The sequence below is a fragment of the Microcystis sp. T1-4 genome, assembly GCF_000297435.1.
Classification (GTDB): domain Bacteria; phylum Cyanobacteriota; class Cyanobacteriia; order Cyanobacteriales; family Microcystaceae; genus Microcystis.
The window spans coordinates 1-24,028 of record NZ_CAIP01000099.1 but is presented as its reverse complement, the minus strand read 5'-3'; the positions used below and the strand labels follow the sequence as shown (position 1 = coordinate 24,028).

Genomic DNA, 24,028 nt, shown 5'->3' with positions numbered 1-24,028 from the left:
GAAGAAAACCTCTCAATTCTCAGGAAAAGCGAAACCCAACAACCAACACCTAAATCTGTCTGAATCTTTTTGTTGGGTTTCCTTGGGTCAACCCAATCGACGATAATTGCTATGATTACTATAATCCATAGTCGTGGTCTTTTATATGCCAAATTAAAACAAACCAAAAAAGGAAAAATTGACCTACAACAAGCAGCTATAATATTCCGCCAACAGGATAATATGGCAACTGATGAAAAGGTGATGCAACTTTTACGCAAATTAGGGAGGTGACAAATGATAAAAACACCCATTGATTTATACCGTAGAGGTAATACTACATCTCCCAGAATGGATCATGTTCGTCCTAACAAAGATATTGCTATCTATGAAAATAATGGGCAAATATGGGTAAAAGAAACCCTTGTTGATGGACAAACACCAGGGGGAATTTCGACCTTTTCCGTTCAGGGAATAGGAAACAACTGGTGGAAACTAGATCGGGGAATTTCTATTCCCAGTGAGCTAGAATTAATTAATGATCGAGGTAATCACTGGTTATGGAAACCCTTATTTCCTATGTCAATAGAAACCTATCAACAAGCCTTAAGGGTAATTGGTGAATTTTTTTATCGTGTAAGTTGAGGTAAACTATGAAAACTCTATCATTTAAAGACATCCAATTTATTATCGAAGCTCTCGAATCCCTTCTCAAAAATTATAGTGACCGTATTCAACAAATAGAAGCTCTCGAAAACTATGAAGATGAAATTTCGGACTTAAGTAATGATTCTTTATTTTTACAAGAATTAATTACTGACTTACAAAATCAACAAACACAAGAATTGGCTCTACTTGTGCCTGAATTTGATTTAAAAAAAATGCCTTTACAAACATTAATTAAACAAGGAAAAAACCTGTCAATTGAGGAAAAATTAATCTTATTGGAATCTCTAACTTCATCAATCCGCGAAGAATATAATCTAATGCGAACCTGAAATGAGAAATCAATGATTACTTATTTAGCCACCGTTCATAAAGTCAGTAGTCGTTGTCTTTTATATGCCAAATTAAAACAAACCGAAAAAGCAAAAATTGATCTATAACAAGCAGCTATATTATTCCACCAACAGAATAATATGGCAACTGATGAAAAGGTGATGCAATTTTTGCAGCAATTAGGGCAATAAGTGGGGGGGTGAGTTATCAGTATTTAGTTTTTTCTAGTCTAGTCTGTTAATTGTTCATTAAAAACCTTCGGGAGGGATGTTATTTTATGACCTTAAAACAACTCATACAAGACAAACGAGAGGATATCCTAAAAATTGCCACCAAACATGGTGCTTTTAATGTGCGTGTATTTGGTTCCGTTGCTAGAGGAGAGGAAACCGAAAATAGTGATATTGATTTTTTAATTGATTATGATTTAGCTAAAACGTCCCCTTGGTTTCCCGGTGGATTATTAGTTGATTTAGAGGCTCTCTTAGGGTGTAAAGTGGATGTAGTAACTGAAAAAAGCCTTCATCATCTAATTAAACAGCGAATCTTAAAGGAGGCAATTAAGTTATGAATGAAGATCAAGTTTATCTTGAATATATTTTAGACTGTATTGATAAAATTAAGGACTATTCCCAAGGAGGAAAACAGGAGTTTTTTGCTAATTCAATGATCAGCGATGCTATCATTAGACGCTTACAAACTTTGGCAGAATCAACTCAAAGGCTTTCGGAGGAATTAAAGGCAAATATTCCCAATGTTGACTGGCGTAATATTTCTGGTTTTAGGAATATTTTAGTACATGATTATTTAGGGGGAATTGACCTTAATACAGTTTGGGAGGTGGTAGAAAATTATTTGGATGATTTGAAAGAACAGATTTTAAGGCATCTAGAATCAGTTTCTTAGGTTGGGTTGAGCGAATAAATATGTTAAAGAAAACCTCTTAATTCTCAGGAAAAGCGCAACCCAACACCCAAAATCTAAATCTGTCTGAATCTTTTTTTTGGGTTTCCTTGGGTCTATTGTTGGGTTTCCTTACTTTGATAGCAAGGATTGCATGGCATCTTTCCTATTCTGATCTGACAACGCCAAAAAAATTGATCGCCCTATCCTGCATATTTCCAAAAAAGCAACCGATGAATTAGGTAGAAGCTCAAATCACCCTCACCGAGGAACTACCCATGAAATCCTTTGCCCTTCTCACCACCGTCAGTCTAATCGGCCTCTCCACCCTCGCCACTGTTCGCCCCGTCATCGCCCTAGAGAGCCGACAACCAGCCGAAACCCTGATCGCTCAAACGAACTACAAAGAAGCGATCGCCCACTTTAACCGGGGAATTAACTACATCCAACAGGAAAAATATGATCTCGCCGTCGCTCAATTCACCAGAGCGATCGAACTCGATCCAGACTATACCGAAGCTTACCTCGGTCGGGGCATGATTTACACGATTCGCGAACAATGGCGGCCGGCGTTTCAAGACCTGAACACCGCGATCCGACTAAACCCCCGCGCTGCCTACGCTTACCATTTCCGCGGATACGTCCATCTCGCATTTAACCAGAGACAAAATGCGATCGCCGATCTAACAACGGCCGCCGAATTATTTCGCCAGCAGGGAAACACAGAAATGTACAACAGCGCCATAGAAGCACTACGGCAGATAGGTGCGTAAGTTGCAAGGGAGAGCGATCGCTCTCCCCCTCTAAACTTTTGTGAAAAAAGCAACCTGAAGACTTAAAACTTAATCGCATAATTGGAAAAAAACCAACGATAACATCCTTGCAAGTATCCCTCGACTAAAGAGGAGCCAACCCGATGAAACCAATTACTTTCACCCTATCGGTGCTACTGGCCACCACTGGCCTACTCGTTCAACCAGGAAACTTCCTGATGGAAAACGTTCCACCCATCCTCGCGCAGGAGCAGACCGCTTCTAGAGTCTATCAGAAAGCCAGCCCCGCCGTCGTCACCGTCAAAAATGGCAGCGGCCACGGTAGCGGCTTTCTCGTCAGTCCCGACGGTATCATCATTACCAACGCCCACGTTGTTGCGGACGGACCGCGGGTGGTGACGGTGAAATTTTCCAACGGACAGCAGGCCTCGGCAGACGTGATCGGCTTCGCTAAAAATGGCGTGGATTTAGCCGTCCTGCGGATTTATAACCGCCAAAACCTGCCCTATCTTCCCCTCGCCCGTGCGAACTCCGCCAAAGTCGGCGAAAGCGTTTTCGCCATCGGCACACCCTTAAACGAGGACTATCAAAACACCCTCACCCAGGGCATTATCAGCCGTCTCGACCCCGAAAAAGGCATTGTGCAACACAACGCTAATATCAACAAAGGCAATTCCGGCGGGCCGCTTTTGAATTCACGGGGGGAAGTGGTGGGGGTTAACGTCGCAGGCGATATCGGGAGTTACGTTTACGACGGTGCGGGAAACCCGATCGGCCTTACCCAGAGCGGCATTAATTTCGCCGTTTCCCTCGATCGCCTGCAAGCTTTCCTCACCGCAGTTAAAACAGGCGATGTCTCCACCGTCTCAACATTAGGACAGCAAGAGCGGATACGGTTGCTCGCCCTCCCTCTTAACGGTCAGACCGTTCAAGGCAACTTGACCAAAGACCAAAACGAGCAATATTACGGGTTCGAGGGTCGTGCCGGACAGAAAATCGTTCTGGATATGAACAGCAACGAGATCGCTCCCTATCTTGTCCTCTATCGCGTTCTCCAATCTTCCGAGGGGACAAAATACCCACAGGTCGCCCGTAGTGACCAGCGTGTCGATCGCGCCCCCGGGGATTTTAACGCTCGACTTGTAACCGAATTACCCGCCGATGGAGTTTATATCCTAGTGGCTACCTCTCGCGAAGGGGGTGAATCGGGTCGCTACACCCTCAACGCCGCCGCTAACCCTTAAATAATCCCATTTTGACCCTAATCACGATTCTAATCCCTATTTTCTGAGGAACTATCCCTATGAACTCTAGATATATTTCCCACCGTCTCGCTTGCGTCGGCCTCCTCGCCACTGTCCTCCTCGGTGGTATCGCCCCCGGTTTCAGCCAATCGACCACCCCGAATGGCGTCACCTTCTTCTGTAAAGAGGTGTTCGATCGCGCATCGGGAGGAAAAATACCCGCTACCCTCGCTTGGATTCCCCAAAGGAGCGGCAATGTGCGGATTATCGGCTGGAAATCGGAATATTTCTCCAAACGTTCCCCGGTTCGTTGCGAGGAAGTCACGAAAAAATTCCAGGAAGCCTATAATCAAGGGCGTTTTAACTATCTCACCACCGGCCGGGCGAAGGGATACCCGATCATCTGCAGCGTTTCACGATCCGGCGATCCCTGCGATGGTAATAGCCAACTTTTTACCCTTAAACCCCACGACAATCCAGATTTAGTCTTGCAACAACTCATGGACATCCTAGAGGGGAAAACCTCGGATATGCTCCTCCAGAATTCCGGAGATAAAACCTATATCTCGATTAGGGAGTTTTTCGCCAAAGCTCCACTCGCCGATCGCGACGCACCCTGTGGTACGAGATCTGCTGGCCCGCAAAATAATTGCGTTCCCACCCGCTAGAATTTTCGCTGTTTTACCCCGAATTTCCCCATAATAACCATGTTGAAACCCTTTCCCCTACTCCTAAGCCTCCTACTTCTGCCCGTCGTACCGGTTAAAGCGCTATCCCCTTTCTCTGCTCCGGCGATCGTGGCGGAAGACAGCCCAAACGCGCAGATCGAGCGATCGATCCGTCAAGTCACCGTTAAGATTACTAGCGAGACAAATCGGGGATCGGGAATCATTATCGGGAAAAAAGGCAGTATATACCTCGTTTTGACCAACGCTCACGTTACCCGCGGCGCGACCACCCTACAGATCCAAACCCACGACGGCCAAACCCGCACAGCCTCGATCGCGCCGAATTCCCTTTTAAAAGATAAGGATCTGGCCCTCGTGGAGTTTAGCGATACCAGGGATTATCCGATCGCTAAAATTCGCGCCATTTCCCCGGATGCGGAACTAGATATCACTGTAACCGGTTATTCCGCAGAAACGGGGCAGTACACCACCGATAACGGGAAAATTGAACAAACAAGCGATCGACCCCTCCGGGAGGGCTACAGCGTCGGTTATAGTGGCGATATCGTGCAGGGAATGAGTGGCGGTGGTATCTTTTTCGAGGATGAGTTAATCGGCATTAACGGGCGATCGGCCCATCCGATTCTCTCTAACTACATCTACGAGGACGGTACAAAACCCACAGACGCGGAAATCCAACAGATGAGAGCGGTTAACTGGGGCATTTCCATCAATACCCTATTAACCTACATCCGGCCCGAAATCCTCACCGCGTACCAATTACCCTTACCGAAAAGCTCACCGGGCATCGAAAACCCCACCTATACTGGCTATATCGCCCAATTAGAAACAAAAGCGAAGGGTTTCACCGTCCGGATCGATAGTAGCAGTAAAGCCAATGGAAGTGGCGTAATTATCGCCCGCGAAGGAAAAACCTACACTGTCCTGACTGCGGATCATGTCCTCTGTGAGAAAATCTCCGAGGAGAAAACCTGTGCCGATTACACCTATACCCTCACCACCAGCGACGGCAAAACCCTTCCCCTCGACCGAAAAACCATTATTCGACAGGAAGGGGTCGATCTGGCCATTTTTACCTTCGAGAGTAACGAGAATTATCCGGTCGCAGAAATCGCCAACTATAGCCCCAATCGGGAGAGTCCCGTTTTTGTAGCGGGATTTCCCAAAATCGGCGATAAACGAGCGGGATGGCTCTTTAGCGGCGGTGCGGTGAAAAGTCAGGAGGAAGGACTTCTCGCCACGCGACAGAGTGATTTTACGATTACCCAAAGTGGGGCATCGATCAGGGTTAGTTCCCTGAGCGGCGGTTACGATATGGTCTATACCAGTATTACCTTCGGCGGTATGAGCGGCGGTCCAGTCTTAAACGCTGCAGGACAGGTGATCGGTATTCACGGGCGCTCCGAGGGGGTTAAGGGTAAAATTCAGCTAGGTTTTAGCTTAGGGATTCCCATTAATAGTTTTATCGGTTTACAGGAAAGATTTCGAGTTAAATTATCTTCTTTCGTTACCGCTCAACCCCAGTTAACAGCACAACAACAGCAGGAGATTGATCGCACTCTTGTCAGTGTAGAAGTACCGGAAACCAACGCCTCCGCAGACATCTGGATCGAGCGGGGAAATCAACTCTGGCGCTTGAAAAAAGACGAGCGGGCCCTGCAAGCCTTCGATCGGGCGATACAATTAAACAATCCCGAATATACCTATTTAGCTTGGTACGGTAAGGCAAGGGTTTACGGGCGCAAATACAAAGCTCGAGAAGCACTCGAAGCCCTCGATCAAGTCCTCGCTACTCTACCCGCTCGCGAGAAAGGTTCGGAATTTCATGGGGAAATTTTAAATTATCAGGGTGTATTTTATGAGCAGATGAATCAATCCGAAAAAGCGATCGATAGTTTTGAACAAGCGATCAAAATCTCTCCCCAGAATCCCAACTATTACAATAGTCTATCGTCGGCACTACAAAACGTAAAACGGTACGATCGAGCCTTAGCAGCGATTAACCGCGCCATAGAAATCGCTCCTCGCTCCAGTTGGTATAGCAATCGCGGGAATACATACAAGGACATAAAAAAATGGGATCTCGCTTTAGCCGATTATAATCAAGCTCTGACGTTGAATCCGAATAACTCTAGGGCTTATATAGCTCGCGCCGATGTGTACGAAGAGCGGAAAGAATGGGATTTAGCCCTGGCTGATTATAACCGAGCCATCGAGATCGATGCTAATTTCGCGGCAGCCTACATAAGCCGGGGAAGTTTTTACACGGATCGAAAACAATGGGATTTAGCTCTAGCGGATTTTAACAAAGCAATTACCATCGATCCTAATGATCCTAAATCTTATGGAATGAGAGGTATTTTTTATATTTTTCAAAGTGAAGAGGAGTTAGCGATCGCCGATCTCACAAAAGAGATCGAAATTAATCCTTATTCCGTTGTCGCCTATTCAATGCGCGGTTTCGCTTACGAAAAATGGCAAAAATGGGATTTAGCTCTGGCGGATTATCAGAAAGGAATCGAACTCGATCCGAATTCCGGCCTGGGTTACGAGACTCGCGGGCGATTCTATACGGAGCGGCAAGAATGGGACCTAGCCCTAGCGGATTTTAATAAAGCGCTCGAACTCGATCCGAATTCCGGCAACGGTTACCAGTTGCGGGGAAATCTTTACATTAACCAGAAAAAGTGGGATCTCGCTCTCGCCGATTTTAACAAGGCGATCGAACTCGGTTATTTTAGTAGTTATGTCAATCGAGGAAATGTTTATTTTCAACAACAAAAGTGGGAGCTCGCCCTCGCTGATTTTAACAAGGCGATCGAACTCTCGCCATACCCCGAATTCGCTTACGGAGCTAGAGCAATTCTATACTGGGATCGAAAAGAATGGGATCTGGCCCTCACCGATTTAAGCCAAGCGATCCGAATTAATCCTTATTTCGAGTTAGCCTATCGCTATCGGGGAGATATTTATCGCGATCAAAATCAATTCGATCTCGCCCTCGCCGATTATAACAAGGCGATCAAGCTTAATAGTAACGATGCAGAACTGTATTACAACCGTGGGGAAATTTACCGACAACAGCAAAAATCGGATATCGCCTTAGCTGATTACAGTCGGGCGATCGAACTCGATCCGAAATACTGGTCGGCTTATTTACAACGTTATATTATTTATGAGCAACAAAAGAAATGGGATTTAGCGATTGCAGATATCACGAAAGTTATCGAGATCAAGCAATTTCCCGGTGCCTACTTCGTCCGCGGATCCAAGTACCTAGAATGGCAAGAATGGGATTTAGCTCTAGCGGATTTTAATAAGGCGATCGAGCTTAAGCCGGACAATGCTTCATTTTACTCTACGCGAGGAATCCTTTACTATCAAACTCAAAAATGGGATTTAGCTCTAGCGGATTTTAATCGGGCGATCGCTCTCGATCCCAATCGCAAGGACTCTTATAGTTTCCGGGGAGACATTTACAAAAGAGAGAAACGCTATAGCGAGGCATTACAAGACTATCAAAAACTTCTTGAACTGGACGAAAAAAATCTAATTGCGATTACCAATATTGGCTTAATTCATTACGAACAAGGCGATCTAAACTTGGCTAGTAGCCAATTTCAAAAAAGTCTCGAAATTAACCCCCAATCTGCCGAAAATCAACTGGCTCTCGCTGTTACTCTCTACCGTCAAGGCGATACGGGGAAAGCGATCAAACTCGCGAAAAGTGCGCTTAAAATCGACCCTGAATTTGCTCAGGTTGAAACCCTGCAAAAAAATCTCTGGGGTGATAAAATCATCGCCGATGCTCGAAAACTGTTCTCGCAACTGTAGTAGTTTTCTAGCTTGGGTTGAGCGAATAAATATGTTAAAGAAAACCTCTCAATTCTTAAGGAAAAGCGAAACCCAACACCCAACACCTAAATCCGTCTGAATCTTTTTGTTGGGTTTCCTTGGGTCTATGGTTGGGTTGACGTAAGGAAACCCAACCTTGTATGATGATTAGCGGCTAATTGATCGGCAATAAGAGACTCCCCCGCTCTTTGAAGGCTTGAAATAGCCAAGTCTTGAAGTCTTTGTCAAAAATTAGCTTATTTTTTCGATAAATTACTGCATTTTTAACATCCATTCTACCGCCCGTTCATAGAGTTCTAAATTACCGGTTTTTATCAAGGCATTAGCGGCTTTTTGCAAATAGTTAAGGCTCACTACTCGACTACTAGGATTTTTATCATCGTAGGTGGCAAGCGCCAAATTATAATAAGCTTCGCCATAATTTGGCTGATGAGTAATTGCTAATTGATAATCGGTGATCGCTGCCCTTTTATCGCCCATTTTTTCCTTAACTAAACCTCGATTATAGTAAGCTTCAGCATAGTTAGACTGGAGAGCAATAGCCATATTTAAATCCTCCAAAGCTCCGGCATTATCTCCCAAATCAAAGCGAATCACTCCCCGGTTATTATAGGCGATCGGATTATTGGAATTCAAGCTAATTGCCTTATCTAAATCCTCTAAAGCACCTTCCTTATCCCCAGTTTGTCGTCGAATAATACCACGATTATTATAGGCGATCGGATTGGCCGATATTCTCGGTGTTACTTGTACATTATCGGGAATAGTAGCGGTATCCGTGCGTGCATTTCCCCGATTACTATACGCTGTCACATCGATAGGATTAATGCTCAAAGATTGCAGGTAATCTGCAATCGCTCCTTGGTCATCTCCCACGTCAGCGCTACTATTACCACGACTATAGAAAATTCTCGCATCACGGACTTTTTGTAGGAATACATTATAATCCTCGATCGCTCCCTGTTTGTCCCCTTTTTCAAAACGCGCATTGGCCCGTTTATGATACCCTTCTGGATCGTTAGGATAGGCAACTATATAAGTAGTATAATCTCTTTCGGCCGCAGCAAAATTTTTCAGAGCAAAATAAGCATCTCCCCGGGCTTGAGCATGACAAGAGAGGTTATAATTAGGACGAAAATCGGTTTCTCTGGAGTTATAAAAATAATTTTTGTCGGCAGATTCTTGGATATTTTCGCTACAGACAGAGCGAGAAGTAAAACTAGGTATATTAATCCGATCATCTTGGGCTAAGGCAATATTATAATTATCTACTGCCTCCTGATAACGCCCCAATTTATACAGCACTAACCCCCGATGATAGTTAGCGGCTGCATCGTGACGATTTCGTGCCACTGCCGCAGTAAAATCCTCTAAAGCTCCTGCGTATTCTTGATATTTATTGGCCCGCATTAACCCCCGATATACATAAGCTTTTGCGTCTTGGGGTTGCAGATAAATTGCTTGGTTATAATCTTGAATTGCCCCTTGATTATTGTTGAGTCTTAGGTGAGCATAACCCCGTTTAAGAAATGCTCTAGCATGGGGAAGTTTATCGTAGTTGGGATTAATACGAATGACAAGTGCTAAATCTTTGATGGCTCCATTATAATACTCGATCGCTGTTTGATACCCTTGGGGGGAATTAGAAGATAAGTTGGCTAATTCTACTTCCTCGTCAGCGATTTCAATTTGTACTCTAGCACGGTTTTGATAACTGCTAGGAGCATTCTTGGCTAAAAATAAGTTAGGTGAGCATTTTAAGACGATTTTGTAATCCTTAAAAGCTTCTCTTTTGCCGCCTATCTTTTCTAATGCTATGGCCCGATTATAATAGCCTTCAATTAGATCGGGTTGGTATGAAATAGCCAGGTCATAATCTTTGATGGCCGCCGCATAATTGCCTAAGTGAGAGTAAAGGTTTCCTCGATGATAATAGCCGCGATAATTTTCAGTTTCATAACCGATGAAACGCTGGTAATAATCTAAAGCCAAGGATTGATGACCGAGCAAAGAGGCAATAACTGCTAGGTTAAAGTAAACTTCGCTTTTATTGGGATTATATTTAAAGGCTTGCTGAAAATCTGATCGAGCAGCTTCTAATAATTTCAGCTGACGCTGCTCCTTGGCCATGGCTAAATTTAACACACCTCTTTGATAATAGGCTTGGGCTAGTAACTCTCGATCTTTGAATCCGGGAGCATTATAATTACTATACCAAATGTATTGACTGAAATCATCGATCGCACCTTTTTGATCGTTGATTTTTTCTCGCGCCATTCCCCGTTGAAGATAAAGTCTAATCGTACTAGGATCACTAGGATAGACTCGCAGAGTGGCCGAATAATTAGCAATTTCTCTTTTCAGAGCATTAGTATCAACTTCTTCCCTAGAAATGACAGGACATTGCAGGTTTTCTACTGCTTTAACCGAGCTAACTTCTAAACCAAATAATTCCCAAAACAACAGGGGAGACAATAAAAATATTTTTTTCAAAAGCTTGACATTTAAACTATTTTGTGCTAGAGGAGTGGCCAGGGCTTGATCTGTTGGGGTTTTAGGGATTAAGGATTGTTGTGGCATGATGATTAAAAAAATTTGTAGTAAACTCAAATCTGAATTGCATCACTATCCGATCATATTTAATAAAATACCTCAAAGGGGGTTAGATAGTCAAGACACTTTCGGGGCTGATTGTTAATTGACTCCACAACTTTTGCGACTTCCTGCCGTTGGCTATCCTAGACTGGTTATGGCAAATTATTAGTTTTAATGAGCTTAAAAACTTAGATAGTATAGAATTGTACAAAGTAAAAATATTTTTTATTAAAATTGCTTTTTAAATTCTGATAAATTTTACTTGGCAAAGCTTGATGCGATTATTTTATATCAATATATCATCGCTCTAGAAGAGCCAGATTTTTGTGGCATGATCATAAAAAAATTGACAGTAAATATATGGCGTTTCTCACAAATATGAAGTATAATCTAACTTGATGTTGACGATCGAAGACCAGCGACTAAGATAACTGCTATATTTTCGGCAATTGTCAGTAATTACCATTAAAACCCCCTTTGATCTGGTTAGTTTTGAGACTCTTTGGTCTCAAACAGCCAAACTAACTCGATAAAATAAAAATTAACGGCAGTAAGGAGAGAAAAGTTATGGCTGAATCAAAAAACTGGGATTTTCAGAGATTTTGGCAAACTCTCGACTATTTTGATAGTATTCCCCTCTGGAGTTGTCTGCAAAAGCTGCTCGGTTTCGGGGAAGATAAAAAAATTCAGCTAACAAATGAGCAAGGCATGAAGACTATTTTAGTCATTGGTGGTGAAAATGCGATCGTTAGAAAGGTAATCGCTCAACTACAGCAGCAAAACTATCAAATTCGCGCTTTAGTCGATAATATTGATGATGCTCGTCAATTATTCGGCGAAAATGTCGATTTATTCGCTCTGCAAACCCCGCAATTATTCACGGGGATTGATGAGATTATCTACTGTCAAGGGGAGAATAACCGCCATAGTTTAGCTAATTTACTCGATTTACTGAAAAATACCGGAATAACCGCCGAAAAAACCCTCTTTGACTTTAGCAATCCCAGCAGTGATATAAAAGAAATCTGGGGTGCGGTGGATGATGTGGTAATGGGAGGAGTGAGCGAGAGTCAGATAACCCTAACTGGAGGACGCGCTCTCTTTTCTGGTATCGTTAGAACCGAAAATAACGGTGGTTTTGCCTCAGTTCGTACCAGAAACCTGAATCCTCCCCTAAATTTATCTAACTACGAGGGAATAGAATTACAGGTACAAGGGGACGGAAAACGCTATAAATTAATTCTGCGCTGTGAAGGACGTTGGGATGGCATCGGTTACTGTTATTCTTTTGATACACTTGATCGCACCCAGCAAACGATTTCTATTCCCTTTCGCGATTTAATCCCGGTGGTGCGCGCCAAAACGATGAGAGAGGCAGCACCCTTTGATAGCAGTAGCGTCTATGCTTTGCAGTTAATGCAGAGTAAATTCGAGTACGATGGGGCCTTAAATCCCCGTTTCTCTCCGGGGTTATTTGCTTTAGAAATTGTCACAATTAAAGCCTACGGTGGCAAAAACCGCTTAATTATCGTTAAAGAAGGAGAAATCGCCGAAAAAAGCCTTTTAGATGCCAGTGGTTATCCCTACGAAGCGATCGATTCTGCTCAGATTTTCGCTAAACTTAATTAATTTAAATAAGCTTGGCTCTCAAGTTAAACTACAGAACATAGGGTTAAGATCATGACTATCGGGAGCATAATTAAGGAGGTATGTTCATGAGTGAACAGAATCCCTACGAACAACTTGGGGTTACTGAAGAATCCTCTTTTGAAGAAATTCAAGAGGCCAAACAAAGACTGGTGCAACAGTATCAGAATGATAGCAAAATTGTCGAATTGATCGAGGCGGCCTACGATTCTGTCCTCATGGATCGACTGCGGATGCGACAGGAAGGTAGGATTAAAGTACCCGATCGCATTCGTTTTCCCGAACGTCTGACGATTCCGGTGGAAAGTAAACCAGTTACTAGCAGTAAATCTCCTAACTGGTGGAAAAGCTCAATCGATACACCTTCTGCACAGGATATCGGCGTACCAGCAGTGATTTACGCTTGTTTAGGAGCAATAACGCTGTTAGTTCCCGATCCCAGTGGCTCCCTCTTACCGCTGCTCTTAGCTTTTGGCGTTTTCGTTAATATCTATTTTTTCAACCGCAAAGAAAAACGTTTTGGCCGCGCCTTACTGTTCACTCTCGCTGGTTTAGTGCTAGGAGTCGCTCTGGGAGCGGGATTAGCCAGTTTAGCGGCCAAGGCTGATTTGAATATTTTTGGCGATCGCCAAATTTATGCGCTCGTCACTTTTCTGATCTTTTGGGTGATTAGTAGTTTTTTCCGTTAACCAATCGCTCGTAGGGATCCTAAGATCACGTCCACTGCCTCCCCAAGGTTATTGACGATATAATCAGGCTCGTAGCTCTCTAAACGGGAACGGCTGCGAATCCCCGATAATACGCCAATAACCTTAATATTTTGGCTCTTAGCGGCGGCAATATCCGCTTCCGTATCCCCCACCATCCAAGTATCGGCAGCCGCCGGCAGTTCCTTAGCGGCCTTAGCCATAAGCAGGGTTTTGTCGCGCACGTCGTTGGTTTTGGTGTAATTGTTATTTAGACAATAACGACGATTAGCGGCGAAAAAACGACCGATATCGTGGCGATTAAAGGCATGATCTAGCTCGGATACCCGCCGCATCGTCATCACGACTAAATCGATCTTTAACTCTTGGATTTTCTGGAGAGTTTCCAAAGAACCAACCACCAGGCGATCGTGGACAAGATAGGGTAAAGTATGAACAGTTTGACGACGAAGATGAGCAAATTTACGCGCCTGATCTTCATCTAATCCTGACATTTCCCCGATACGCTTCTCAGAAACCTGATCCCGTTTTAACTGCCAGAATTCCGCTTTCGATAATTCCCCGATAATTTGACCTTTATAGGCGGTTTTCTGTAAACAGTATTGATAAACTTGGTAATATCGCTCCGATACGTCCATTATCGGGCCGTCAAAGTCGCTAATTAGTCTCAACATCGTTCTAATACTTCTCGCTTTATTAATTTTTATATACAAGTTACCCTAGAGTCTTGACAATGACAAGGGTTTTGTCGGGAAAAAGATTAGGGATGAGGGAAGTGGGGTGTGGAAAGTGGGGTGTGGGGTGTGGGGGGAAGTGGGGAAGTGGGGAAGTGGGGAAGTGGGGAAATTTCAACTAAAACCCTAAAACCCTAAAACCCCAACCCCTAAAACCCTAAAACTCTAAAACCCCAACCCCCAATCCCTCACTGATTACTGATTACTGATTACTGATTACTGATGCTTCCCCTTCCCTAGTCTGGACGGTTAGCTTAAAATAAATGTAAGGATATGTAAACTTTCGTAACTATCTCGCCAATTGGCTAACCAATGATCCCAACAACTTCTTTATTCGCACCCGTTGACGATGATCTCCGTCTTTTGACCGATAACTTAAAAAACCTCGTCGGCGCTCGTCATCCCATTTTAGCGGCGGCGGCAGAACATTTGTTCGAGGCTGGCGGTAAACGCGTTCGACCGGCGATCGTGTTGCTGGTATCTCGCGCTACCATGTTAGACCGGGATATCACTCCCCGTCATCGTCGGTTAGCGGAAATCACCGAGATGATCCACACTGCCAGTCTTGTCCATGATGATGTGGTAGATGAGGCAGAATTGCGGCGCGGTGTTCCCACCGTTAACAGTTTATTTGACAATCGCGTGGCGGTTTTAGCGGGGGATTTTCTTTTCGCTCAATCCTCTTGGTATCTAGCTAATTTAGATAATTTAGAAGTGGTAAAATTGCTCTCGGAAGTGATTCGCGATTTTGCTGAAGGGGAAATTCAACAGGGAATTAATCGCTTTGATACCAGTATCTCCTTAGAAGCTTATCTAGAAAAAAGTTACTACAAAACTGCTTCTTTAATTGCCAACAGTGCCAAAGCCGCTGGGGTATTAAGCGAGCAATCGGCCGAAGTTAATCATCATTTATATAATTATGGTCGTGATTTAGGATTAGCTTTTCAAATCGTCGATGATATTCTTGATTTTACCTCCCCCACGGAAGTCTTAGGAAAACCCTCTGGCTCCGATTTGATCAGTGGTAATATCACCGCTCCCGCTCTCTTTGCCATGGAGGAAAATCCCTATATAGAAGTGTTAATCGAACGGGAATTTAGTCAGGAAGGAGACCTAGAAAAAGCTCTTGATTTTATTCACTCTAGCCAAGGGATTCCTCGCTCAAAAGAGTTAGCCAATCAATACGGTCAAAGTGCCTTAAAACACCTTGACTGTTTAGCTTCTTCTCCCTCAAAAGATGTGTTAATCGAGCTAGTAGATTACGTTTTGAGCCGAATTTATTAGGGAATAATAGTTCTCGCCGTCGCAATAGTCCAAGCATCGACTAATAATAAAAATAGGGTGAGAGTAAAAAGAATTCCATACATCCAAGGCTGAGAAAGGGGGCGAATATCAGTCATATCCAAGTTAGTTTTTTCCTCGATTATTTTGACCATGCGATTAAATCCCACTACTCGCATCGGCAATAAATAGGCTTTTTCCGAGGAGCGATCAAGGAAATAATAAACTAAACCACCCTGTCCCGTACTGCGACATTTAAGTTCTTTTATATCTGTCCAATTTAACCACCAACCAGAGCGAAGAAAAGCGGGAAACCATTGGGGATAGGTAACTTGTATCCCTGTTTCTGATAAAATCACTCTTTCACTTAAAGCTCCGTATAAAGCGATTAATCCTAAGCTAATCCCTACCCAGAGAAGATGGGGATTAACGGGGGAATTAGTGACTTTTGCTAAAAAGGGTAAGGGGATAGTTAACGCTATGTATAAACTTAATAAAGTTACCCTAATTATTGGTGATATCCGAAAAGTTATTGTCTCGTTCATTTGATAACCTTAATCAGTAAACAGTAAACGGGTGCATCTCAATTTTGGACAAATATCTATCTATTACATTTTGGCCGCACGCGGTCATTGGTGTCAACTTAAGCAAGAAGCTCAATTATCAAGATTAGCTGATTATCCAAGAGAAAAAAAGTAAAAAATGGTAAAATAAAGCGGAGAGGTCAGAGGTGAGTCAGGGAAAACGCACTCTAAGCAACGACCGAAAAAAGAGAGGAATCCGGACTTACGCTCTCAATGTCAGTCCCCCGCCTTGGCAATTCCTCAAATGGTAGAAGAATTAACTCAATACTTAATACCCACTTTATTTGCTTCCTTAAAATATCTCCAGGGAAATCATGAGAAATTAATGAGAAATAGGCTTTTAAATCTACCAGTAATGGTCGCTTTAGTATTAAAACAATTCCGAATTTGGGTCAAGCAAACCCTTAATCCCTGACTTTAAATTGACAACGAAGTCAGGGAACTTTTGCAGATGATAATTTAGGAGTTACAGTTTTCAGTTTAAGGCTGCACCTATTCCTAATACTTCTAAACTCAGTAACCCTAAAACCGTTTCTAGGTTGTGCTTGTTAAAGGTATCTTTCTTATACTACACTTGTAACACCAATCCGTTTAGTATTGGGGAGAAAAAAATTACCCAGACAGGGAAGACCACTTCCCTGGTGTTGCGGGGGGAGATGGCCAGAAAGATTCGAGAATTTATACTAAAATCTAAGATAAGTAGTCGTGCAAAATTAATTTCCCAGTCGAGACAGGAGACAGGAGACGGGATCAGATTTGAGTTTTTAGTTCACTGTTTACTGATCACAGCAAAAAGCTGACGGAGTAACTGCTGACGGTTTGGATGTGTAATTAATTTTGCTTAGGTACTTAGCCGGTATAATATCGTCTCAGGGATCAAAACGGAAGCTTAGAATAGAGAAAATATGTGGACTTTTATTGATTTATTTGCCGGTATAGGAGGATTTAGAATCGCCCTAGAGAATCTCGGTTGTCAATGCGTTTTTTCTTCGGAAATCGATCCTCACTCCCAAAAGGTTTACTTAGCTAACTATGGTCATTTACCCGATAATCAAGACATCAGAAAATTAGAGGTAAAAACTGTCCCCGATCATGATATACTGTGCGGCGGGTTTCCCTGTCAAGCGTTTAGTATCGCTGGCAGAAAACACGGTTTTGAAGATGCACGCGGAACCTTATTTTTTGAAGTTGCCCGGATCCTACACGAAAAGAAACCGAAAGCTTTTATCTTAGAAAATGTCCAGGGTTTAGTTCACCACGATCGAGGGAAAACTTTAAAAACTATTTTAGATATACTAGAAAAGGATCTGCATTATTTTGTCCCTAGTCCCCAGATTTTAAATGCCAGATATTTTGGGGTTCCTCAAAACCGTCCCCGAATTTTTATCGTCGGTTTTCGAGAAGATTTAAATATTTACCATTTTTCCTATCCTCAACCAACCCATCAAGAAACTTGTCTCAAAGATATCCTAGAAGAAAAGGAAGTCAGCGTTAAATATTATCTCTCTAATCAGTATTTAGAAACTTTGTTTAAACACAGGGCCAGACACCAAAATAAAGGTAATGGGTTCGGTTATGAGATTATTTCTCCCGATGGTATCGCTAATGCTATTGTGGTGGGAGGTATGGGAAAAGAAAGAAATTTAGTTATCGATCAAAGACTGACTAATTTTACTCCGGTTACTCGCATTAAGGGAGAGGTAAATAAATTATTCGTCCGCAGAATGACCCCTAGAGAATGGGCAAGATTACAGGGATTTCCCGATAGTTTTCAGATTGTTGTTAGCGATGTCCAAGCTTATAAACAGTTCGGCAATTCTGTGGCCATTCCCGTGGTAAAAGCGGTGGCAAAAGAGGTGATTAAAGCTTTAGATTTATCCAGAGATTCTCAAGAAAATATTAGGGTTAAGGATTTACAGGGGAGACAATTAGAGTTATTGTCAATCTGAGGAACAATAACAATTTTTTCTAGGGGTTTGGCTATATCAAGAATAGTTATTATTCGCTCAATATGATCGCTGTTTATGCTCGACTCTAACTGGATTAACAGTGGATTTGTTGCCTAATTAATTTTCGAGAGTTCAAAAATGGGAAAAATAGAACGTAGGTTGGGTTGAAGCATGAAACCTAACACCCGCTCATGTTACGCTACCCCTAACCCATCCTACAAATAATTGTGCCTCCCTACTTACTCATTAAATATCCGTTCCTTAACAAGAGCTTGATTTTTTTCCTAACAATGAGAGATTACCTAACGCATTCTACCTAAAATTTTCTTGATAAATAGGCTATAAGCAATGTTTTTTCTAGCACCAAAATAGGATTCTGACTAGACGCGGTTTTTCCTTAGAGGTAACAATAAAAGAGCAGCAGAGGTGATGGTTTCGCCGGTTTTGCTGGTTAAAGGTATCTTTCTTATACTACACTTGTAACACCAATAGGTTTAGTATTCGGGAGAAAAAATTATGCGGACAATCACACGCACCACCACTACCGATATGGAAGTCACCAGCATTCGTCTGGAAAGAGTCCTTAAGGACAAGCTGAAAGAGATTTCCGGCAATCAAGGTTATCAAGCACTCATTCGCGATGTCCTATGGAATTTCGTTCAGCAGAAATCAGGAGATTATCGACCTCAGTTTTGTGCCACCGATATAAGGGCAGTATTTAACGCTACAGCTAGAAAAAATGAGATTTGCGCTCTCACAGGCAAGTTAATCCCCGCTAATGAAACAATATTGTTAGGTTTGACCATCCATGGCGATTTAGTTCCGTTGAGTATGGATAGTTATACCAATTTAAAATAAGTTTGAGTAGGGTGGGGCAAAATCCAGTATAGTTAGTCCTCACCCAAGGGAGATGGGAAGTGGGAATTATAAATTTAAATTATCAATTATGAATTGAGAGGTGGGGAGTTTTTTGCTGTGAACACTGAACTGATAACTGATAACTGATAACTGATAACTGATGACTGAAGCGATTTTACGAGTGGTTTTAATTAATCCGCAAATTCCGCCAAATACGGGGAATATTGCCCGTACTTGCGCCGCAACGAGGACAGAATTGCATTTAGTTGGTCCCTTGGGTTTTGAAATTAGCGATCGCTATCTGAAGCGGGCCGGCTTAGATTATTGGCCCTATGTAAAACTTATGTACCACTTGACAATAGATGACTTTTGTGCATATCAACAAAAGAGCGGCGGAAGGGCGATCGGGTTTAGCGTGCGCGGCAGCAGTAGTTATGTGGAATACAGCTATCAAAGCGGAGATTGGCTACTTTTTGGCAGTGAAACCGACGGTATTCCGGCAGATTTATTAAATCAATGTGATGATACAGTTTATATTCCCATGGCGGAACCGGGGGTGAGAAGTTTAAATCTTTCCGTTAGTGTGGCGATCGGATTATTCGAGGCCAGACGACAATTGGGATTTATTCGTTAGCGGGACATTTTGCTATATAAACAGAGCCAATAGACTGAATTGACCCAAAAATTAGAAAATTGCTTTTATTTAGCTGATTTTTGCCCGGAGCAGCAAAATAGTGATCGCCGTCAATTTTGTCCGTAATAACAGCAAGAAATTATGTGGATTATCCTAGCGCAAATTAATTTTTGCTCCTTTCTAATCCCATAATTTATTGAAAATAAAAAGGCAAGATTAGTCTCATGAATATCTTCGACCTTTCTCCTAATACTTTTCGCAAGTTACAGCTTTTTAATCGGCAAAAATCCACCTCTGGCTTAACTCAAGTCGAGATGTTAGTTACCCTAATTTTATTAGCAATTCTCTTAACCATTGCCCTTTCTGTTTATCATCGTTTAATGGCTTGGATTCGCTTAAATCTCGCCACCTTTGAAATATCACAACAGTGGAAAAATACCCGTTATCAAGCCACAGGAGGAGGTTCTCACCCCCTATCTTTGTGTATGACAGCAAGTGAACCCGAACAGATTAAAGTGGCCAAAGTACAAGGAGGCCGCTGTGAAAATGTCACCGATTGGATCCCGATCACTCGCGGCGTTAGCATCGATACTAATAATTCTACCCTACGCCGAGTTAGTGGACCGGCGGGTAATAAAGGCAAAATTTATCGCGCTAGTTGGGCCGATACAAAGGGGGGTTTAGGGGGTTCTTGGGGACAGTTAGGCAGAATTACTTTAGTTGCTTCTGGTACACCCGACAAACGCTGTTTATTTTTATTTCGTGTTGATGGTAGTTGGGATATTCGCCAAGATAATAGATGTGTGCGTTAAAGGGGAAAAAGTTATCGATATGATATCGAGAGAGCCACGCTCAAAAATCTAGAATCCTGACTGATAGCCCTGACGGAGGGAAACTTAGCAGGTTTTCAGTCCGTCTGGGAGTACACTAGAAAATACTCACTTATTCGATCGAGCCGTTCATGATTATTTCCGTCGTAGCACTGAAGGGAGGGGTCGGGAAAACCACCACATCGATTCATCTGGCCGCCTATTTTCAAGAAAAAGCGCCCACCCTATTGATTGATGCGGATAAAAATCGTTCGGCTCTCCACTGGTCCCGGGAAGATACCCTTCCTTTTATGGTAGCGTCCCAAGCTGGAGCGACGGGACTGGTGAAACAATACACTCATATTATCGTCGATACCCAGGCCCGACCAGAGCCAGACGAGTTAAAAGATTTGGCCCAGGGCAGCGATTTATTAATTTTACCCACCACTCCCAATCATCTCGATATCGATGTCACCATTAAAGCGGTAGAATTGCTGTCCACGATGACCGATAATTATCGAGTTCTTTTAACCCAAGTGGATTCACGGACAAAAACAGGACGGGAAGCGCGGAAAGCTCTAGAAGAAGCAAAATTACCGCTATTTAAGCGAGAAATTCCCCGTTTAGTGGCTTTTGAACGAGCGGCCGAAAAGGGAGTCATCGTCAAAGATTATCCCGACCCCCGGTCGAATTTCGGTTGGCTTTGTTACCAAGCGGTCGGTAAAGAAATTTTTGCCCTCATGACATAAATTGTTAAAAAAGTTAACATTAATATTTGTGTCATTTTTCCCCGAAAAGATACTTAATCTGCATGGGGACTTTTTGTAATCTTCCGTTAAGCGTTCACTCCTAAATCCGTAAAGTCTGAGACAATCAAAAAAGTCTGACTGTAGGAGAACCCTCTATGAAATTGGCCTATTGGATGTATGCGGGTCCCGCTCATATTGGCACTTTAAGGATCGCCAGTTCCTTTAAAAATGTTCATGCTATCATGCACGCTCCTCTGGGAGACGATTATTTTAACGTCATGCGCTCGATGCTGGAAAGGGAGCGTAATTTTACCCCCGTCACTGCTAGTATTGTCGATCGTAATGTTTTAGCCCGGGGTTCCCAAGAAAAAGTCGTCGATAATATTGTTCGCAAAGATCGCGAAGAAAGTCCCGATTTAATCGTTTTAACCCCCACCTGTACCTCCAGCATTCTCCAAGAGGACTTACAAAACTTTGTCGAAAGAGCGCGACAGGATGCCGAGGGGGATGTGCTGCTGGCCGATGTTAACCACTATCGCTATAATGAACTACAAGCGGCCGATAAAACCCTCTATCAAATTATCAAATATTACCTCGATAAAGCCCAGAGAAGAGGGGAAATTATCTCGGAGAAAACCCCCAAACCTTCGGTTAATATTATCGGTATTACCACCCTCGGTTTCCATAACCAACATGATCGCACGGAATTAAAGCGGTTAATGGCAGATTTGGACATTGAAGTTAACGAAATTATTCCCGAAGCTGCCTCGGTGGAAAACTTAAAGAATCTGCCCCGCGCTTGGTTTAATCTGGTTCCCTATCGAGAAGTGGGATTAATGACAGCCAAATATCTCGAAAGTGAATTCGCCATGCCCTACGTTGATATTACCCCCATGGGAGTGGTGGAAACAGCCCGCTGTATTCGCCAAATTCAAGAGGTAATTAATAACCAAGGTGCGGCAGTAGATTACGAAGATTTTATCAATGAACAAACTCTGCATATCTCCCAAGCTGCTTGGTTTTCTCGTTCCATTGACTGTCAGAATTTAACGGGGAAAAAAGCGGTGGTTTTTGGTGATAATACCCACGCAGCCGCTATGACAAAAATTCTCGCCAGGGAGATGGGAATTCATGTGGTTTTAGCGGGTACTTATTGTAAGTATGACGCGGATTGGTTCCGGGAACAAGTGAGTGAATATTGCGATGAAGTGTTAATTAGCGATGATAATGGCGCGATAGGAGATGCTATTGCTCGATTAGAACCAGCGGCGATATTTGGTACTCAAATGGAACGTCATGTTGGCAAACGTTTAGATATTCCCTGTGGAGTAATTGCCGCACCTATTCATATCCAAAATTTCCCCCTCGGTTATAAACCTTTCTTGGGTTACGAAGGCACTAATCAGATCGCCGATTTGGTCTATAATTCCTTTACTTTGGGTATGGAAGATCACCTATTAGAGATATTCGGTGGTCATGATACCAAAGAGGTAATTACTAAGGGTATTTCGGCAGATTCTGACCTAAATTGGAATAAGGAAGCTACGACAGAATTACAGAAAATACCCGGTTTTGTGCGCGGAAAAGTCAAACGAAATACCGAAAAATTCGCCCGGGAGCGAGGGATTGGTGAAATAACTTTAGAGGTAATGTATGCCGCTAAAGAATCTGTAGGAGCTTAATTATTTTTGGGGCTGAAAGTTAACAGCATTCAGCCCTATTTTTTTAGTTATTTGCTTAATCCCTTAAGTATTCTTTCCTCTACTTCTTTTCCCTGAATTAACACTCCAAATCCTCCTAAACCAGTGGGATTTATTAATTGATGTAAGGCATCTCGACGCTGAAATATAGTTAATATATCGATTTTTCCTTGGCAAAGTTGATTTAATCTATCCCCTAATCCTAAAGCCATTAAAAATAATCCTTGCTGAGTAAAACCGAGATTTTTTAAGCCTAATTTCTCCCCTTGACGTTGTAAAGCAGTAAAATCCACATGAGTGGTAATATCTTGTTCTCCCACCCACAAATAAGGATGATCATGACGCTGATGTTGTCGATAACATTGTAGGGTTCCTTGACTTCTTTGGGGATGATAATATTTTTCGGCAGTGTAACCGTAATCTATGGTTAAGATATAACCTCGATCGAGTTTCCGATTAACCGTTTCTAACCAGTCCAAAGCTAATAAGTTTACCTCGGTTTGATAACCCTCCGGATAAAGTGGGGAGGGAATATTTATCCCCACTAAATCAAAATAATCTTTGATTCTATCGGTGGATAAATCTGCGATAATCTCCTGAAAAGGTTCCCCCAATCCTAGATAAATTTCTCGCAATTCTCCTGACTCAATCACAACTCGATGGACAGGAAAAGCATCGATTAACTCATTACTAAACACACAACCCACAAGGGAATTATCGTCTAAATTCGGCCAACTTTGCCAAGATACCGGGGAATATCCCGCTAAAGTTGCCTGTTGTCTTTGCCTGAGTTTCTGAGATTGTTCGATAATTATGTAACTGAGATTTTGATAAAAATCAGCATAGCTATGACTTAAATAATCAAGGATATCCTTGGCTAAAATTCCCGAACCTGCTCCCACTTCCACTAAAGTAAATCCTCGCGAATTGCCCAAAAATTCCGCCATCTCGACAAATTGCTCTGCCAACAATTCACCAAAATCTGCCCCTAGGGACGAGGAAGTAAAAAAATCTCCTTTTGAGCCAATTTCTACTTTTCCAGAGGTGTAATAGCCATAATCGGGGTGATAGAGAGCTAAATCCATCCAGCGCTCGAAGCTAATTCGACCCGCCGCTGATTGTTTAATTTCCTCTAGGATGATTGCTTCTAAATTCATCTTGATCAGGGAATTATGAATTATGAATTATGAATTATGAAATGGGAAGTGGGAATTAGGAATTATGAAATGGGAAGTGGGAATTAGGAAGTGGGAATTAGGAAGGGTGCATCTAACATTTGCAAAAATACCGACAATCAGCAATTATCAGTGACTCTTAAATTATTACAGACGTATCAGCA

At 42.7% G+C, this 24,028-nt stretch carries 22 protein-coding genes; 18 read left to right on the top strand and 4 right to left on the bottom strand.

What is annotated here, in order from left to right:
• Window positions 1-111 precede the first annotated feature (111 nt).
• The 9 genes from MICAI_RS26300 (at window position 112) to MICAI_RS05520 (ending at window position 8,421) form a co-directional block, all read left to right on the top strand.
• Window positions 112-273, top strand: coding sequence for a hypothetical protein (locus MICAI_RS26300; protein ID WP_008198942.1), 162 nt, complete (start codon window positions 112-114; stop codon window positions 271-273).
• 3 nt (window positions 274-276) lie between these two features.
• Complete coding sequence (locus MICAI_RS05555) at window positions 277-624, top strand: Tse2 family ADP-ribosyltransferase toxin (protein ID WP_008198940.1); 348 nt, start codon at window positions 277-279, stop codon at window positions 622-624.
• Window positions 625-632: 8 nt separating this feature from the next.
• Complete coding sequence (locus MICAI_RS05550) at window positions 633-977, top strand: hypothetical protein (RefSeq protein ID WP_002798281.1); 345 nt, start codon at window positions 633-635, stop codon at window positions 975-977.
• A gap of 278 nt (window positions 978-1,255) precedes the next feature.
• Entirely contained in the window at window positions 1,256-1,549 is a 294-nt protein-coding gene (locus MICAI_RS05545) for a nucleotidyltransferase family protein (RefSeq protein WP_002763046.1), read from the top strand.
• Window positions 1,546-1,884 carry a HepT-like ribonuclease domain-containing protein gene (locus MICAI_RS05540; RefSeq protein ID WP_008198934.1) on the top strand — a complete coding sequence of 113 codons (339 nt, stop codon included), beginning with the start codon at window positions 1,546-1,548 and terminating at the stop codon, window positions 1,882-1,884. Before MICAI_RS05545 ends, MICAI_RS05540 begins: the two co-directional genes overlap by 4 nt.
• 275 nt (window positions 1,885-2,159) lie before the next feature.
• On the top strand, window positions 2,160-2,654 hold the full coding sequence (locus tag MICAI_RS05535) for a tetratricopeptide repeat protein (protein ID WP_008198933.1): 495 nt from the start codon (window positions 2,160-2,162) through the stop codon (window positions 2,652-2,654).
• 143 nt (window positions 2,655-2,797) lie between these two features.
• Window positions 2,798-3,898, top strand: coding sequence for a S1C family serine protease (locus tag MICAI_RS05530; protein WP_008198931.1), 1,101 nt, complete (start codon window positions 2,798-2,800; stop codon window positions 3,896-3,898).
• A 59-nt stretch (window positions 3,899-3,957) separates the two neighbouring features.
• The gene (locus MICAI_RS05525; RefSeq protein ID WP_008198930.1) at window positions 3,958-4,566 is read left to right on the top strand and encodes a COP23 domain-containing protein; all 609 of its coding nucleotides are present in this window, start codon (window positions 3,958-3,960) and stop codon (window positions 4,564-4,566) included.
• A gap of 39 nt (window positions 4,567-4,605) precedes the next feature.
• Window positions 4,606-8,421, top strand: a complete 3,816-nt coding sequence (locus tag MICAI_RS05520) for a serine protease (RefSeq protein WP_008198928.1) — start codon at window positions 4,606-4,608, stop codon at window positions 8,419-8,421.
• Between the two features lie 273 nt (window positions 8,422-8,694).
• Here MICAI_RS05520 and MICAI_RS05515 read toward each other — a convergent pair whose 3' ends face one another.
• Window positions 8,695-11,022 (bottom strand): tetratricopeptide repeat protein, encoded by a 2,328-nt coding sequence (locus MICAI_RS05515; protein WP_008198926.1) that lies wholly within the window; start codon window positions 11,020-11,022, stop codon window positions 8,695-8,697.
• Between the two features lie 582 nt (window positions 11,023-11,604).
• Between MICAI_RS05515 and MICAI_RS05510 the strand changes: the two genes are divergently transcribed.
• Both MICAI_RS05510 and MICAI_RS05505 read left to right on the top strand, forming a co-directional pair.
• Complete coding sequence (locus tag MICAI_RS05510; protein WP_008198923.1) at window positions 11,605-12,666, top strand: CIA30 family protein; 1,062 nt, start codon at window positions 11,605-11,607, stop codon at window positions 12,664-12,666.
• Between the two features lie 86 nt (window positions 12,667-12,752).
• Window positions 12,753-13,373, top strand: coding sequence for a CPP1-like family protein (locus MICAI_RS05505; RefSeq protein ID WP_008198920.1), 621 nt, complete (start codon window positions 12,753-12,755; stop codon window positions 13,371-13,373).
• On the opposite strand, the gene MICAI_RS05500 is transcribed toward MICAI_RS05505, so the two are convergent.
• Window positions 13,370-14,065 carry an HAD family hydrolase gene (locus MICAI_RS05500; protein WP_008198917.1) on the bottom strand — a complete coding sequence of 232 codons (696 nt, stop codon included), beginning with the start codon at window positions 14,063-14,065 and terminating at the stop codon, window positions 13,370-13,372. The two genes, MICAI_RS05505 and MICAI_RS05500, sit on opposite strands and share 4 nt — an antisense overlap.
• A gap of 372 nt (window positions 14,066-14,437) precedes the next feature.
• On the opposite strand from MICAI_RS05500, the gene sds reads away from it, so the two are divergent.
• The gene (sds, locus tag MICAI_RS05495; protein WP_008198915.1) at window positions 14,438-15,409 is read left to right on the top strand and encodes a solanesyl diphosphate synthase; all 972 of its coding nucleotides are present in this window, start codon (window positions 14,438-14,440) and stop codon (window positions 15,407-15,409) included.
• Here the strand turns inward: sds and MICAI_RS05490 are convergent.
• Window positions 15,406-15,951 (bottom strand): hypothetical protein, encoded by a 546-nt coding sequence (locus MICAI_RS05490; protein WP_008198914.1) that lies wholly within the window; start codon window positions 15,949-15,951, stop codon window positions 15,406-15,408. The two genes, sds and MICAI_RS05490, sit on opposite strands and share 4 nt — an antisense overlap.
• A 944-nt stretch (window positions 15,952-16,895) precedes the next feature.
• Here MICAI_RS05490 and MICAI_RS05480 point away from each other — a divergent pair.
• The 6 genes from MICAI_RS05480 (at window position 16,896) to bchB (ending at window position 22,671) form a co-directional block, all read left to right on the top strand.
• Window positions 16,896-17,939 carry a DNA cytosine methyltransferase gene (locus MICAI_RS05480; protein ID WP_008198908.1) on the top strand — a complete coding sequence of 348 codons (1,044 nt, stop codon included), beginning with the start codon at window positions 16,896-16,898 and terminating at the stop codon, window positions 17,937-17,939.
• A gap of 516 nt (window positions 17,940-18,455) precedes the next feature.
• A complete protein-coding gene (locus MICAI_RS05475; RefSeq protein WP_008198906.1) occupies window positions 18,456-18,797 on the top strand; it encodes a hypothetical protein in 342 nt (113 codons plus the stop codon).
• A gap of 160 nt (window positions 18,798-18,957) precedes the next feature.
• Window positions 18,958-19,431, top strand: coding sequence for a tRNA (cytidine(34)-2'-O)-methyltransferase (locus MICAI_RS05470; protein ID WP_008198903.1), 474 nt, complete (start codon window positions 18,958-18,960; stop codon window positions 19,429-19,431).
• Between the two features lie 224 nt (window positions 19,432-19,655).
• Window positions 19,656-20,243: a hypothetical protein gene (locus MICAI_RS05465; RefSeq protein ID WP_008198902.1), complete on the top strand. Its 588-nt coding sequence runs from the start codon at window positions 19,656-19,658 to the stop codon at window positions 20,241-20,243.
• Between the two features lie 149 nt (window positions 20,244-20,392).
• Window positions 20,393-20,989, top strand: a complete 597-nt coding sequence (locus MICAI_RS05460) for a ParA family protein (RefSeq protein WP_002761980.1) — start codon at window positions 20,393-20,395, stop codon at window positions 20,987-20,989.
• Between the two features lie 155 nt (window positions 20,990-21,144).
• Window positions 21,145-22,671: a ferredoxin:protochlorophyllide reductase (ATP-dependent) subunit B gene (bchB, locus tag MICAI_RS05455; protein ID WP_008198899.1), complete on the top strand. Its 1,527-nt coding sequence runs from the start codon at window positions 21,145-21,147 to the stop codon at window positions 22,669-22,671.
• 47 nt (window positions 22,672-22,718) lie between these two features.
• Here the strand turns inward: bchB and MICAI_RS05450 are convergent, their stop codons facing one another.
• Entirely contained in the window at window positions 22,719-23,846 is a 1,128-nt protein-coding gene (locus tag MICAI_RS05450; RefSeq protein WP_008198896.1) for a class I SAM-dependent methyltransferase, read from the bottom strand.
• Window positions 23,847-24,028: the final 182 nt, after the last annotated feature.

Bases quoted from the DNA above. Each gene is read 5' to 3' on its own strand.
- MICAI_RS26300 (WP_008198942.1), top strand. From the start codon at position 112: ATGATTACTATAATCCATAGTCGTGGTCTTTTATATGCCAAATTAAAA.
- MICAI_RS05555 (WP_008198940.1), top strand. From the start codon at position 277: ATGATAAAAACACCCATTGATTTATACCGTAGAGGTAATACTACATCT.
- MICAI_RS05550 (WP_002798281.1), top strand. From the start codon at position 633: ATGAAAACTCTATCATTTAAAGACATCCAATTTATTATCGAAGCTCTC.
- MICAI_RS05545 (WP_002763046.1), top strand. From the start codon at position 1,256: ATGACCTTAAAACAACTCATACAAGACAAACGAGAGGATATCCTAAAA.
- MICAI_RS05540 (WP_008198934.1), top strand. From the start codon at position 1,546: ATGAATGAAGATCAAGTTTATCTTGAATATATTTTAGACTGTATTGAT.
- MICAI_RS05535 (WP_008198933.1), top strand. From the start codon at position 2,160: ATGAAATCCTTTGCCCTTCTCACCACCGTCAGTCTAATCGGCCTCTCC.
- MICAI_RS05530 (WP_008198931.1), top strand. From the start codon at position 2,798: ATGAAACCAATTACTTTCACCCTATCGGTGCTACTGGCCACCACTGGC.
- MICAI_RS05525 (WP_008198930.1), top strand. From the start codon at position 3,958: ATGAACTCTAGATATATTTCCCACCGTCTCGCTTGCGTCGGCCTCCTC.
- MICAI_RS05520 (WP_008198928.1), top strand. From the start codon at position 4,606: ATGTTGAAACCCTTTCCCCTACTCCTAAGCCTCCTACTTCTGCCCGTC.
- MICAI_RS05515 (WP_008198926.1), bottom strand. From the start codon at position 11,022: ATGCCACAACAATCCTTAATCCCTAAAACCCCAACAGATCAAGCCCTG.
- MICAI_RS05510 (WP_008198923.1), top strand. From the start codon at position 11,605: ATGGCTGAATCAAAAAACTGGGATTTTCAGAGATTTTGGCAAACTCTC.
- MICAI_RS05505 (WP_008198920.1), top strand. From the start codon at position 12,753: ATGAGTGAACAGAATCCCTACGAACAACTTGGGGTTACTGAAGAATCC.
- MICAI_RS05500 (WP_008198917.1), bottom strand. From the start codon at position 14,065: ATGTTGAGACTAATTAGCGACTTTGACGGCCCGATAATGGACGTATCG.
- sds (WP_008198915.1), top strand. From the start codon at position 14,438: ATGATCCCAACAACTTCTTTATTCGCACCCGTTGACGATGATCTCCGT.
- MICAI_RS05490 (WP_008198914.1), bottom strand. From the start codon at position 15,951: ATGAACGAGACAATAACTTTTCGGATATCACCAATAATTAGGGTAACT.
- MICAI_RS05480 (WP_008198908.1), top strand. From the start codon at position 16,896: ATGTGGACTTTTATTGATTTATTTGCCGGTATAGGAGGATTTAGAATC.
- MICAI_RS05475 (WP_008198906.1), top strand. From the start codon at position 18,456: ATGCGGACAATCACACGCACCACCACTACCGATATGGAAGTCACCAGC.
- MICAI_RS05470 (WP_008198903.1), top strand. From the start codon at position 18,958: ATGACTGAAGCGATTTTACGAGTGGTTTTAATTAATCCGCAAATTCCG.
- MICAI_RS05465 (WP_008198902.1), top strand. From the start codon at position 19,656: ATGAATATCTTCGACCTTTCTCCTAATACTTTTCGCAAGTTACAGCTT.
- MICAI_RS05460 (WP_002761980.1), top strand. From the start codon at position 20,393: ATGATTATTTCCGTCGTAGCACTGAAGGGAGGGGTCGGGAAAACCACC.
- bchB (WP_008198899.1), top strand. From the start codon at position 21,145: ATGAAATTGGCCTATTGGATGTATGCGGGTCCCGCTCATATTGGCACT.
- MICAI_RS05450 (WP_008198896.1), bottom strand. From the start codon at position 23,846: ATGAATTTAGAAGCAATCATCCTAGAGGAAATTAAACAATCAGCGGCG.